Genomic DNA, 11,656 nt, shown 5'->3' on the forward strand with positions numbered 1-11,656 from the left:
TCGGCCACCATCAAGGGTGACTGAACCGGCCTCATCGCCAGCAGGCTGGCTCCCACAAGTTCAGGCTATCTCCAGCTCCCTCTCTTCTTTGGCCGGCGCCACTGCAAACCGGTCCGCCAGAAACGGCGTGATGTCCAGCGGCAACGGTTCATCGTTGATCAGCTTGTCCAGCAACACCCCGGTGATCGCCGACGTCAGTACCCCAGTGCGGAAATGCCCGCAGGCGTTGAGATAACCCTCCACCCCGGCCATCGGCCCGAGAATCGGCAACTCGTCCGGCGAGCCCGGCCGCAGCCCGGCCCAGGTGCGCTTGAGGTTGATGTCCGCCAGTTCCGGCAGGCAACGCACCGCGCCCTGCACCAGCCCGGCGATTTCCGGCCAGGTGGTGGTGACGTCAAAGCCTTTGTCCTCGGTGGTGCTGCCGATCAGGATCTCGCCGTTGTCCTTCTGCGCCATGTAGCAATCGCTGGTGGTCAGGCAACCGTTGAGGATTTTCGGCAGGCGTTCGGTGAGCAGGATCTGGCCTTTCACCGGTTTCACCGGAATCCGGATACCCGTGGCCCACTCGCTCAAGTCCGCTGCCCAGGCGCCGGCGGCGTTGATCAGGGTCTTGCAGTGAAACACCCCGGCTTCGGTCGTCTGCACGCCGGTCACCCGCGTACCGTGATGCAGCACGCCGGTGATGTTGGTGTTGACGTACATGTCCACGCCATTCTGCCGGGCGCCTTCGGCGTAGGCGTCGGCGAGGCGGAATGGGCTGACCTGATGGTCGCAGAGAAACTCCAGTGCCCCGCGTGCTTCATGGCTGACGCTCGGCTCGGACTCGCGCAATGCAGCCTGATCGAGCCAGCGCACCTGATCGGCCAGATGCGGGATGCAGCCGACGATGTGCTCGGCGTATAACCGGTCCTCGTCGTCATAAATGACGAATTTGAGCCCGGTCTTTTCGAACTTGAAATCCATCCCGTGGTTGTCGCGCAGCTCGCGGTGCAGTGCCGGGTACAGCGCGTTGGACTGCAAGGCAAAATCGAAAAACGACGGCGGCAGGATGTGCGGCGTGCTTGAATCCACTGCCACCGCCGCGCCCTGGGTTTCGCGCTTGCGGTTGGCCGACATCATGCGAAAGAAAATCACCCCGCAGCCCAGCCCCACCGACTCGCCAATCGCCCACAAGCCGCCGGCCGAGGCACGGGTCGCGTTGCCCGGGCGCTTGGCATCGATCATCGCGACCTTGAGGTTTTTGCGCTTGGACAACTGATAGGCGATGGACGCGCCGATCACACCGCCGCCGGCGATGACCACGTCATAGAACTTACTCATGGGAAACGGCCTCCGTGCCGAGGGACTGGAACGCGGAAAATGGAATCGGATCGACCGGGAAACGCGGCCGCAGCCAGCCGACATCCTTGCGTCCGGTGGCTTGACGCAAACGGTCGCTGCAATAGCCGACGCACATCCGCCCCTGACAGTCGCCCATGCTCACGCGGGTGCGCATTTTCAGGCTGGCGATGTCTTGCACGCCCTGCTCCAGCGCCCGGTCGATGTCGGCGCGAGTGGTGTGTTCACAGCGGCAGATCACCGTGTCGGCCGCCGGCAATGCGATCTGCCCGACGCCGCGTTCGGTGTAGCGATCCACCGCCGCACGGAAACGCACGATGGCTTTGAGTTTGCCCAGGTAACGGTCGCGACGGACACGCGCCAGTTCCTCTTCGACCACACCGCGTTGCAGCAGGATCGAGGTGGCGGCGATCTTGCCGGCCAGCATCGCTGCTTCACCGCCGCGAATCCCGCCCATGTCACCGGCCAGATGCACGTGGGGTTCGCTGCTCTGCTGCCAGATGTTGGCGTTGGCGCGCAGGTAACCGTCATCGCTGAAGCCGTGATCCAGGCCCATCTGCTGACTCAGTTGCGTGCGCGGAATAAAGCCGTAGCCGACCGCCAGGGTCTTCGCTTCGAAGCGTTCGACGCGGCTCATGTCCGGCTCCCAGGTCGCCGAGTACGGCGCCACGCTGACGCTTTTCAGTTCGCCGTCGCCGTGTGCCTCGACCACGCCCCAGCCGTAGTTCATCGGGATGCCGTGCAGTTTCAGATAGGCCAGCATGCTCAAGCCGTCGAGAAACAGTTGCGGCTTGTTCAACAGCGCCAGACTTTCCTTGGCAATCTTGCCGAACGCGCAAGCCTCGTAGACACCGACCACGCTCACGCCCGACGCGTGCAACTGGGTCGCCACCAGCGGCAACAGCGGCCCGGTTCCGGCGATTACCACCGGCCCCAGGGGTTTGACCACGCCACTTTTGATCTGTAATTGCAGGCCGCCGAGCATGATTACGCCGGGCAATGTCCAGCCGGGAAACGGCACGCTGCGTTCGTGGCAACCGGCGGCCAGCACCAGTTGCGGGTAGCTGATTTCGTGGAGGCGCTCATCGCCATCAAGCACCACCAGTGAACGCGTGCCTTCGGCGCCGACCACCCGGTGATGCAGGCGCACATCGATCAGCCCGGCCTGTTCCTGAAAGTCGCCGTGCAGTTTGCTCAATGCTTCCGAATAACGCGGCCCCAGATAGTCCAGCTGCACACCGTCACGCAGCGGCCCGCGATAAACCACGCCGCCAAGGCGCGACGCCTCTTCAAGCAATGTGCTGCGCACGCCATGGCGCGCCAGTTCGATGGCCGCCGCCATGGCCGCCGGCCCACCGCCGACGATGACCGGATGCTGACTCATGGCGCCTCCTGTCCGTGAATGCGGTTGGCCTGGGTTTCGACCTGCATGCCGTCACGCACCACGGTCTGACAGGCGCGACGCTTGTGCCGGCCGTTGATTTTCACCAGGCAGCACTGGCACACGCCCATGCCGCAATAGGCACCGCTGACCTGGTTGTGATCGTTGCGCGCGACCTGGCGCACGCCGAGGGACTGAATGACGCTGAGCACGGTTTCGCCGATGGCGGCAGTGACCGGCTGGCCGTTGATGTGGACAGTCATATCCGCCTGCGTCAAAGGCTGGATATCGAAGGTTCTTTCTAGGCAGTGCATTGCAATGATCATCCGTGAAAAGTTCAGGTGAGGTTGAAACAGCTCCTTGCTGCACTACACCTCGCCGGCTCGTGGGGGTTATCTCTCTATCGGGCCGGCAGGTTTATCCCGCTCGCGCAGCAACGTGCGCGCAAGCAATGTAGTCGATCCAGCGGCAAGGGCCTGGAAATTTCACGGTAGGGGATATCGCGCCGAGGAATATTGATCCAGGCCATGGAAATGACTGTACGGTTCTGCCGCCGATCAGTTGGAAAACACGAACTGCCCTTTGATCTTTTTCGAGCCGATGAAACCGAGGTCGGGGAACAGCTTGGTTTTCAGCCACGCGACATAAAACACCAGGGCCAGGGTGAGGCCTGCGCTGACCAGCGTGGCCACCGGATCTTCGGCGTAGTCCTTGAACAGACGTGAAAACTGGCTGAGCGAGAGGATCACGAAAACGGTGTAGGTCTGCGCGGAGTACTTGTAAAAACCCCACGCAAACAGCAGAGGGATAGCGCCCCCGATCAGCGTAAGCACCAGAGCCAACCCGAGACTGGAGTTCCAGCCCAGGGCAAATCCGATCAGGGCACCGATCAACGCCTGAATGCCGAATAAAACAATCAGAATCGTGACCTTGCGCGCATGCTGCCGTCGCAGTGCCGGGTCAATGCGCGAACCGATCCAGTAAGCCAACACTCGATCCTTGACCGCCCCACCCGACAACGCCTTGAAGGTTTCGGTCTTCGAACGACCGGCATCCAGCATTTCATCCAGTTGCCGCTTGGTTTCCTTCTTGTCCAACGTCTTCATCCTTAAACAGAAATTGAAGCGGCCGATCCGCTTCCGGCGTCGATTCTGGCTGCTGGCTCTCTGGAAAGCAAAAAGCCGCTTCAACCCGAAGGTGGAAGCGGCCGAGGCAAAAGCCCCAGAGGGATCAGTGCACGAACAGGGCGATCAGGATGATGATCGGGATTGGCACGCCGAGGAAAAACAGCAGAAGTGAGCGCATGATGATGCTCCTTGATTAACGGACTGGGGGAACAGTGGTCGTGGTGTAGGTTTCGACTTCGACGTACTCCACCGCATCCCGGCGGCGACCGCCGAAGGTGGCCGACAGACTGGCAAAGAACGCACCGGCCAGCAGCGCGATGAACATCCACAGCGAGGTCCAGGCAGCGACTTTGGCGGCGGTGTCAGCCGCTTGCTGTGCTTTGACCTTGGCGTCGGCGATGGCTTTTTGCGTACGGGCGTAGATTTCGTCCACGCGACGTTCGGCGTCGGCCTGAGTCAGGTTGGTTCGCTGAGCGACCAGTTGCGCAAGGTAGGTGCGATCCTCGGGGCTGAGCTGACCGTTGGCCAGGCTCTGGGCGAAGATCCGGGTCACGGTGCCGCGAGCGGCGTCGTCACTGACAGCGGCAGGACGGTCATCACGAAACAGACTGTCGACGAAGTAACCGTACTGGTCGCTGTTGGTGTTGGCTGCGGCAGTGCCGGCGGCCTGGGTCATGGCGCTGGCCGCACCACCGGCAACACTCGCACCGGCCTGCACGCCACCGCTGACAATGCTGCTGACCGAACCGACCACCAGGGTTGCGGTGACGAGCGTGGCCACGCACCAGGCGAGAAAGCCGTGGGCAGTGTCGCGAAAGTACACCTCGTCCCCGTGCATGTTCGCCCACTTCACCCGCAGGCGACCGGCGATGTAGCCACCGAGTCCTGAAGCAATGATTTGCGTGGCGGCCAGCCAGACGATCGTTGAAATGCCCAGACCCTTGGCGCTGACGCCCTCCCCGGCCCACGGTGAAACAGCGGAAAAGCCCAGACCGAAGCCGAGCAGCACGAGAATCAGCGACAGCGCCGCAGCCGCCGCGGCCCCAGCGAAGATCGCACCCCAGGACACCCCTGAGACGTTGTCCGACTCGCCTTCAAAGGCAGGATAAAACCCATCTGAAGATCTATTCATTGTTGTTCTGCTCCCGGCATGAAAAAAGGTGTTACAACTCGTCATCAGATGAATTGCAGTGACCGTGCCAGTCGCCAGAATTTAATAAACTCAACAATTTCAACAGGTTAAAAAGACTGAACTTCCCATGACCATGCAAATTGCAACAAATACCCAATAACAGCGGGTTTTATGCATTGGCACAAAAACCGGTCATTTGCGCTTGTAGCTCTTCTTGCCACCAGGCGTCAGGCAATACACGCCACCACGAGGGCCGGTGCAGAACGAACCGGTGCCGCAATCACAGCCATCATCGCTTTGCAGGAACTGCTGCGGCTGCGCCTGTTCACGAATCCCGAACATCGCGGCGCAGCTCTTTTTCGAGCCGCTGATGGAGCCGTCATTGCACAGAAACAAATCACCGTCGCAGCGATCGATCCCGCCCTTCTTCCCGGAACAGGGCGTGTTGGCCGCCCATGTCAACGTACTCAACAACATCAGCAACATGCCAGCCACCGGCCTCCAGCCACCGCGAATCAACTTGCTCACGTCATCACTCCGTTGAAATATGGCCAGATGATATCAACGTTTCGGAAAATAATTCGGCAACCGCTGCCAATGGCGGTTAAAACATGAAAGTTAATTTAAAGCGTTACTGCAAAATCTTGGCAAAATGCTGCCATTCCGTTTGAACCGATCAGCAGGCCTCCCATGACTCGCATCTTGACCATTGAAGACGACGCCGTGACCGCCCGGGAAATCGTCGCCGAACTGAGCAGCCACGGCCTTGACGTGGATTGGGTCGACAATGGCCGCGAAGGCCTTGACCGCGCCGTCAGCGGCAATTACGACCTGATCACCCTCGATCGCATGCTGCCCGAACTCGATGGCCTCGCCATCGTCACTACCCTGCGCACCATGGGTGTGTCCACGCCGATCCTGATGATCAGTGCCCTGTCCGATGTCGACGAACGCGTGCGCGGGCTGCGCGCCGGCGGTGACGATTACCTGACCAAACCCTTCGCCACCGACGAGATGGCCGCCCGGGTCGAAGTATTGCTGCGCCGGCAGAACAACGGTGGCGCCCAGCCCACCACCCTGCGTGTGGCGGACCTGGAACTGGACCTGATCAGCCACGAAGCCAGCCGCGCCGAGCAGGTGCTGACGCTGCTGCCGACCGAGTACAAGCTGCTGGAATTTCTGATGCGCAACAGCGGCCAGATCCTGTCGCGGATGATGATTTTCGAGGAGGTCTGGGGTTATCACTTCGATCCCGGCACCAACCTGATCGACGTGCACATCGGCCGTCTGCGCAAGAAGATCGACCCGCCGGGCAACGTCCCGCTGATCCGCACGGTGCGAGGCTCGGGTTATGTCATTGCCGAACCCGTCTGACGGCTGGCGTTCCTCCAGCAGCCGGTTGCTGGCGCTTTACAGTTCGTTGTTCGTGGCCTGGAGCGGGATCCTCATGGGGGTCATGTATTTCGAGGTCTCCGGTTACCTCGACAACCTGGCCAAGCATTCGCTGATGCAGCGTCAGCATCTGTTCTCGCACTTTCGTGGCGACCAGCTGGAAGACGCACTCGCCGCCAGCATGACGTTCGATATTCGCGGCATCGATGCCTACGGCCTGTTCGCCGCCGACCACACCTACCTCGGCGGGGCCTTGCAGCAGATGCCTGCCGGCCTGCCGCTGGACGGCAAGATCCACGAATTGCGCGACTGCTCCGAATCCGACGACCCGACCCTGCCCGCCGACAGCTGCGATGCGGTCGCCACTCCGACCCGCGACGGTCGCTGGCTGGTACTGGTGCGCGACAACGGCTCGCTGTTCGCCGTGACCCGGATCATTCTGCGCGCACTGCTCTGGGGTGTTTCGCTGACGATCGTGCCGGGGGTCATCGGCTGGCATTTGCTGCGTCGTCGGCCGTTGCGACGCATCCGCGCGATTCAGGCCAGTGCCCAATCGATCGTCGCCGGCGACCTGACTCACCGCTTGCCCGTGTCCAATCGCCGTGACGAACTGGACATGCTCGCCGCCATCGTCAACGCCATGCTCGATCGCATCGAGCGCTTGATGAATGAAGTCAAAGGTGTGTGCGACAACATCGCCCACGACCTGCGCACCCCGCTGACCCGCCTGCGGGCGCAGTTGTATCGCATGCAGCAGCAGGCCGGCGAAGGCTCGCCGGAGGCCGCGCAACTGGATCTGGTGCTGGCCGAAGCGGATACGCTGATGGCGCGCTTTCGGGGTTTGCTGAGGATTTCCGAACTGGAAGATCGCCAGCGGCGTTCGGGATTCGTCGAGCTCGATCCGGTGCGGCTGTTGCAGGAACTGCATGAGTTTTATCTGCCGCTGGCCGAGGAAGACGAACTGCATTTCAAATTGAACATGCCGGAAACCCTGCCGCAGCTGAACGGTGACCGGGCGCTGTTGTTTGAAGCCTTGGCCAACCTGTTGAGCAACTCGATCAAGTTCACCCCGCCAGGAGGCACGGTGATTTTGCGTGGGGTGAATGATGCGGGGCATACACGGATCGAAGTGCACGACTCCGGTCCCGGTATTCCCGAGTCGGAACGCGAAGCGGTGTTCCAGCGCTTCTATCGTGCAGAGGGTGGGCAACCGCAAAGCGGCTTCGGGCTGGGGCTGTCGATCGTCGCGGCGATTGTCAGCCTGCACGGGTTCAGTCTTGAGGTGGGTCACAGCGATCTGGGCGGGGCGAAACTGGTGCTGGATTGCCGGCAGAGGCTGATTTCACAGTCGTGAAAGCGATCGTTCCCACGCTCTGCATGGGAACGATCAGCGATCAAACTCAGGCTGGGTAATTAGCGCGTAGCGCCTCGAGTCCACCCTGATAGATGCCGCTGAACAGCGCCACCACTTCCTCATCGCTTACGCCCTTGGCGGTGAAGCGTCCCGACCACGTCACCTTCGCGCCCTGCCCCTGAGCTTCGACGCGAATCGTCGCCAGATAATCAGTGGCCGGAAACGGTGCCTGCAGGATCGAATAACTGTAGGTCTTGCCCGCGTTATCGAAGCTTTCCAGACGCTCGACCACCACCCCGCCGTCGGCGGTTTGCAGGCTGCGCAAACGCCCGCCTTCGCTCAGTTCACTCTTGGAAATGAACGGCAGCCAGTCCGGCAGCGTGTTGAAGCCACCGATCAATTGCCAGACCTGATCGGCCGAGGCCGGGATGTCGATGGATGCTGATGCTGTTGCCATAAATAAATGTCTCTCTCAACGAATTCAGGTTCAGATTGCCAGGCTGTCGACCACACCGCCGTCGACACGCAATGCTGCGCCAGTGGTGGCCGAGGACAGCGGTGAAGCGATGTAGGTCACCAGGTGCGCGACTTCTTCGACATTGGCCACGCGCTGGATGATCGAGGTCGGGCGTGCCCGGCGCACAAAGGCGTCGGCTTCGTCCCGCAGGCTGCGGCCGGACTCGGCGGCGGCATCCTTGAGCATCTCTTCGACGCCGTCGGTGAAGGTCGGCCCCGGCAGGATTGCATTGACCGTGACGCCAGTGCCGGCCAGCCGTTTGGCCAGACCATGGGATACCGCCAGGTTGGCGCTTTTGGTCACGCCGTAGTTGATCATGTCCGCCGGGGTGGCCACGCCGGATTCCGAAGACAGGAAGATCACCCGGCCCCAGCCCTGCTCGACCATCGCCGGCACGTAATGCCGCGACAGACGCACACCGGAGATCACGTTGATTTCATAGAAGCGCGTCCACTCATCGTCCGGTGCGTCGAAGAAATCCACGGCGTTGTAGATGCCGAGGTTGTTCACCAGGATGTCGGCTTTCGGTTCGGCGGCGAACAGTTTCTGCGCGCCGTCGGCCGTGCCCAGATCCGCCGTCAGACCGCGCAGTTGAGCGCCCGGCACCTTGTCTCGAATGCTTGCCAGCGCCTGTTCGACCTTGGCCGCGTCGCGACCGATCACCACCACCGTGGCGCCCGCCTCGGCCAGCGACTGGCTGATGCCCAAACCGATGCCCGCCGTGCTGCCGCTGACAATCGCCAGTTTTCCGCTCAGATCGATCTTCATGCTTTCACCTCATCAATAGGTAATGGTGCACGTTCGGACACCAGTTTCGCTTCTCGCATGGCCTGCCAGAAACCGGCAGGAATCACCGCTGACAGCGCCGCCACGTCCTCGGCGATCCGCCCGGGTTTGCTCGCGCCGGGAATCACCGCTGCCACCGCCGGATTGGCCAGGGAGAATTGCAGCGCCGCCGCTTTTACATCCACACCATGGGCCGCCGCGATACGTTTGATCTGCTCGACCCTGGCAACGATCTCAGGGCTGGCCTTCTGGTATTCGAAGTGCGCGCCACCGGCCAGAATCCCCGAGCTATAAGGGCCGCCGACGACGATTTCAACGTTCTGCGCCCGCGCCGAATCCATCAGGCGTTGCAGGGCCCGCTCGTGGTCGAGAAGAGTGTAGCGGCCGGCCAGCAGAAAGCCGTCGGGCTGCGCCTCGGTCAGATCAAGGGTCAATTCGCAGGGCTCGACCTTGTTCACGCCCAGCCCCCAGCCCTTGATCACGCCTTCTTCACGCAGGCGGGTGAGGACTTTGAAGGCGCCGGTACGGGCCTGATTGAAATACTCCAGCCATTGGTCACCGTAGAAATCCTGAGCGATGTCGTGGACCCAGACGATGTCCAGGCGATCGGTTTTCAGGCGTTCTAGGCTGTCTTCGATCGAGCGCAAGGTGGCATCGGCGCTGTAGTCGTTGACGATCTTGTTCGGGCGGCCGTGTTCGAACACCCCGCTCTTTTCGCCCAGATCACGGGCGGCGGCGTCTTCGACTTCGTCGAGAATCACCCGGCCGACCTTGGTGCTGAGCACATAGTCGTCGCGCTTGTAGCGGGACAGTGCTTCGCCGAGGCGTATTTCCGACAGGCCCGAGCCGTAGAACGGCGCGGTATCGAAATAACGCACGCCGGCATCCCACGCCGCATGCACGGTGGCCTGGGCTTCTTCCTCGGGGATGGCACGGAACATGTTGCCCAGTGGCGCGGTGCCGAAGCCCAGTTGGCCGGGCAATTTGTCATTCAAACTCATTGGGGATTTCCTCGTAGTGTCTGGGTCGTGGTTGACCGTTGAGCAGATCCTAGATTGCGCCACTCAGACCGTCCAAGACATAATCCGCAGCACTTGAGTCCCTTAAGGTCTGACATGATCGACATCCGCCAATTGCGTTACTTCGTCGCCGTCGCCGAGGAAGAACACGTCGGCCGCGCCGCCGAGCGCCTGCACATTTCCCAGTCGCCCCTGAGCCGGCAGATCGCCCAGCTTGAAGAACGCCTGGGCCTGACCCTGTTCGAACGTAGCCAGCAACGTATCCGCCTGACCCGTGACGGCCAGACCTTTCTCGCCGAAACCCGCGCCCTGCTGACCCACGCCAATCGCCTCGAATCCCTCGGCAAACGCCTGGGCCGTGGCGAGGAAGGTGGCCTGTGCATCGGCTACATCGAGAACGCCATGCACGCGGGCGTCCTGCCCAACGCCTTGCGCGTGCTGCGGGTGGATCGACCGAATGTGCATGTCGCGCTGTACAACCTCAACTCCGCCGAACAGCTCGAAGGGCTGCGTCAGCGTAGCCTCGATATCGCCCTGGTCAGCGAACCGCCGACGACCGACGATCCTGACTTGCTGGGCTTTCAGGTGCTGGACGACCCGATGCTGCTGGCGCTGCCGGAGCAGCATCCACTGGCCGCACAGGCATCGCTGACCCCGCAGGATCTGGCCACTCAGGAGTGGATCGGCGTGCAACCGCGCCAGGAGGCGCGCGACGACTTCCTGAGCGCCTGCCTGCGCGCTGGCTTCACCCCGGATGTGCGGATGCAGGCGACCGAGCCGTTCACCGCGCTGGGGCTGGTCGCTTCGGGACTGGGGATTGCCATGATCCAGAAAGGCCTGAGCCACAACGCGCCGCCAGGTGTGGTGTTGCGGGAAGTGCCGTGGCTGGCGTTTACCACGCCGTTGTGGGCGGCGTGGCACCGGGTCAATTTGCGGCCGTTGGTGGAGACATTCAGGACGATGCTGACGGGGCCGGACATCTCGGGCGCCAGATAATCTGCTGGCCCCTCACCCTAACCCTCTCCCCGAGGGAGAGGGAACTGATCGGGGGATATTGACGTGATGCAGCGACCTGAAAAATCTAGTGTGAATCCATAATCAGGTTGATCCGGCACTGACGGTTTGTCCGGTCTACAGTGAATTTTCCATCCCACTTCACAAGGACGTGAAGCATGCAAAATCGCCCTACCCTCGACCAACGCCGGTTCGCCCGCCGTTTACGCGCCAGCCAGACCGATTGCGAGCAGATGCTCCGGCAACGGCTGCGTGCGCGGCAGGTGGCGGGACTGAAGTTTCGGCGGCAGGTGCCGATCCCACCGTTTGTGCTGGATTTTTATTGCGTAGAGTTGAGGTTGGCGGTGGAGCTGGATGGGGGGCAGCACTATGAGGAAGCGGGAGAGGTTCATGATCGGCGGCGTACGCTCTATCTTCAGCGGCTTGGGATTGAGGTGGTGCGGTTCAGTAATCTGGAGGTGATTCGGCAGATGGGGGATGTGTTGGAGCAGATTGTCAGGATCGCAGAGGATTTGAGATCGCGGTCCTGATCCGGAAAGCGCCCTCACCCTAGCCCTCTCCCTGTATGTACCGGAGACATGGTGAACACATGTTCG

14 protein-coding genes are annotated in these 11,656 nt (G+C 61.7%); 5 read left to right on the top strand and 9 right to left on the bottom strand.

Annotated features, from left to right (window positions below; all coding sequences use genetic code 11):
* Positions 1-60: 60 nt before the first annotated feature.
* The 4 genes from hcnC to ACSPX5_RS12355 form a co-directional block, all read right to left on the bottom strand.
* The gene (gene hcnC / locus ACSPX5_RS12340; RefSeq protein WP_169430875.1) at positions 61-1,320 is read right to left on the bottom strand and encodes a cyanide-forming glycine dehydrogenase subunit HcnC; all 1,260 of its coding nucleotides are present in this window, start codon (positions 1,318-1,320) and stop codon (positions 61-63) included.
* Positions 1,313-2,722 (bottom strand): cyanide-forming glycine dehydrogenase subunit HcnB, encoded by a 1,410-nt coding sequence (hcnB, locus tag ACSPX5_RS12345; protein ID WP_439821798.1) that lies wholly within the window; start codon positions 2,720-2,722, stop codon positions 1,313-1,315. The genes hcnC and hcnB overlap by 8 nt, the downstream gene beginning before the upstream one ends.
* A complete protein-coding gene (gene hcnA / locus ACSPX5_RS12350; RefSeq protein ID WP_085711617.1) occupies positions 2,719-3,033 on the bottom strand; it encodes a cyanide-forming glycine dehydrogenase subunit HcnA in 315 nt (104 codons plus the stop codon). The genes hcnB and hcnA overlap by 4 nt, the downstream gene beginning before the upstream one ends.
* A 243-nt stretch (positions 3,034-3,276) precedes the next feature.
* Complete coding sequence (locus ACSPX5_RS12355) at positions 3,277-3,816, bottom strand: hypothetical protein (RefSeq protein WP_085732264.1); 540 nt, start codon at positions 3,814-3,816, stop codon at positions 3,277-3,279.
* On the opposite strand from ACSPX5_RS12355, the gene ACSPX5_RS12360 reads away from it, so the two are divergent.
* Positions 3,809-4,018 (top strand): hypothetical protein, encoded by a 210-nt coding sequence (locus tag ACSPX5_RS12360; protein ID WP_169430878.1) that lies wholly within the window; start codon positions 3,809-3,811, stop codon positions 4,016-4,018. The two genes, ACSPX5_RS12355 and ACSPX5_RS12360, sit on opposite strands and share 8 nt — an antisense overlap.
* A gap of 21 nt (positions 4,019-4,039) precedes the next feature.
* Here ACSPX5_RS12360 and ACSPX5_RS12365 read toward each other — a convergent pair whose 3' ends face one another.
* Positions 4,040-4,978, bottom strand: coding sequence for a hypothetical protein (locus ACSPX5_RS12365; protein WP_207863900.1), 939 nt, complete (start codon positions 4,976-4,978; stop codon positions 4,040-4,042).
* A gap of 192 nt (positions 4,979-5,170) precedes the next feature.
* A complete protein-coding gene (locus ACSPX5_RS12370; protein WP_439822029.1) occupies positions 5,171-5,464 on the bottom strand; it encodes a hypothetical protein in 294 nt (97 codons plus the stop codon).
* 204 nt (positions 5,465-5,668) lie between these two features.
* Here ACSPX5_RS12370 and ACSPX5_RS12375 point away from each other — a divergent pair, with 204 nt between their 5' ends.
* Entirely contained in the window at positions 5,669-6,352 is a 684-nt protein-coding gene (locus ACSPX5_RS12375; protein ID WP_169430880.1) for a response regulator transcription factor, read from the top strand.
* Entirely contained in the window at positions 6,330-7,724 is a 1,395-nt protein-coding gene (locus ACSPX5_RS12380) for a sensor histidine kinase (RefSeq protein ID WP_169430881.1), read from the top strand. Before ACSPX5_RS12375 ends, ACSPX5_RS12380 begins: the two co-directional genes overlap by 23 nt.
* Before the next feature lie 46 nt (positions 7,725-7,770).
* Here the strand turns inward: ACSPX5_RS12380 and ACSPX5_RS12385 are convergent, their stop codons facing one another.
* Genes ACSPX5_RS12385 through ACSPX5_RS12395 form a run of 3 tightly spaced genes read right to left on the bottom strand, consistent with a single transcriptional unit; the run spans position 7,771 to position 10,028 of the window.
* On the bottom strand, positions 7,771-8,181 hold the full coding sequence (locus tag ACSPX5_RS12385) for an SRPBCC family protein (protein ID WP_439821799.1): 411 nt from the start codon (positions 8,179-8,181) through the stop codon (positions 7,771-7,773).
* 30 nt (positions 8,182-8,211) lie between these two features.
* Positions 8,212-9,009, bottom strand: coding sequence for an SDR family NAD(P)-dependent oxidoreductase (locus tag ACSPX5_RS12390; RefSeq protein ID WP_323160206.1), 798 nt, complete (start codon positions 9,007-9,009; stop codon positions 8,212-8,214).
* A complete protein-coding gene (locus ACSPX5_RS12395; RefSeq protein WP_169430884.1) occupies positions 9,006-10,028 on the bottom strand; it encodes an aldo/keto reductase in 1,023 nt (340 codons plus the stop codon). The genes ACSPX5_RS12390 and ACSPX5_RS12395 overlap by 4 nt, the downstream gene beginning before the upstream one ends.
* Positions 10,029-10,142: 114 nt before the next feature.
* On the opposite strand from ACSPX5_RS12395, the gene ACSPX5_RS12400 reads away from it, so the two are divergent.
* Together ACSPX5_RS12400 and ACSPX5_RS12405 are read left to right on the top strand one after the other, a co-directional pair.
* Complete coding sequence (locus tag ACSPX5_RS12400; protein ID WP_169430885.1) at positions 10,143-11,042, top strand: LysR substrate-binding domain-containing protein; 900 nt, start codon at positions 10,143-10,145, stop codon at positions 11,040-11,042.
* 176 nt (positions 11,043-11,218) lie between these two features.
* A complete protein-coding gene (locus ACSPX5_RS12405) occupies positions 11,219-11,590 on the top strand; it encodes an endonuclease domain-containing protein (RefSeq protein WP_169430886.1) in 372 nt (123 codons plus the stop codon).
* Positions 11,591-11,656: the final 66 nt, after the last annotated feature.

Origin of the sequence: Pseudomonas sp. HLG18, assembly GCF_051903985.1 — a bacterium.
GTDB lineage: Bacteria > Pseudomonadota > Gammaproteobacteria > Pseudomonadales > Pseudomonadaceae > Aquipseudomonas > Aquipseudomonas fluorescens_BT.

Coding starts and splice junctions, on each gene's coding strand:
- hcnA (WP_085711617.1), bottom strand. CDS start 3,033: ATGCACTGCCTAGAAAGAACCTTCGATATCCAGCCTTTGACGCAGGCG.
- ACSPX5_RS12365 (WP_207863900.1), bottom strand. CDS start 4,978: ATGAATAGATCTTCAGATGGGTTTTATCCTGCCTTTGAAGGCGAGTCG.
- hcnB (WP_439821798.1), bottom strand. CDS start 2,722: ATGAGTCAGCATCCGGTCATCGTCGGCGGTGGGCCGGCGGCCATGGCG.
- hcnC (WP_169430875.1), bottom strand. CDS start 1,320: ATGAGTAAGTTCTATGACGTGGTCATCGCCGGCGGCGGTGTGATCGGC.
- ACSPX5_RS12385 (WP_439821799.1), bottom strand. CDS start 8,181: ATGGCAACAGCATCAGCATCCATCGACATCCCGGCCTCGGCCGATCAG.
- ACSPX5_RS12390 (WP_323160206.1), bottom strand. CDS start 9,009: ATGAAGATCGATCTGAGCGGAAAACTGGCGATTGTCAGCGGCAGCACG.
- ACSPX5_RS12375 (WP_169430880.1), top strand. CDS start 5,669: ATGACTCGCATCTTGACCATTGAAGACGACGCCGTGACCGCCCGGGAA.
- ACSPX5_RS12370 (WP_439822029.1), bottom strand. CDS start 5,464: ATGTTGCTGATGTTGTTGAGTACGTTGACATGGGCGGCCAACACGCCC.
- ACSPX5_RS12405 (WP_169430886.1), top strand. CDS start 11,219: ATGCAAAATCGCCCTACCCTCGACCAACGCCGGTTCGCCCGCCGTTTA.
- ACSPX5_RS12380 (WP_169430881.1), top strand. CDS start 6,330: ATGTCATTGCCGAACCCGTCTGACGGCTGGCGTTCCTCCAGCAGCCGG.
- ACSPX5_RS12400 (WP_169430885.1), top strand. CDS start 10,143: ATGATCGACATCCGCCAATTGCGTTACTTCGTCGCCGTCGCCGAGGAA.
- ACSPX5_RS12395 (WP_169430884.1), bottom strand. CDS start 10,028: ATGAGTTTGAATGACAAATTGCCCGGCCAACTGGGCTTCGGCACCGCG.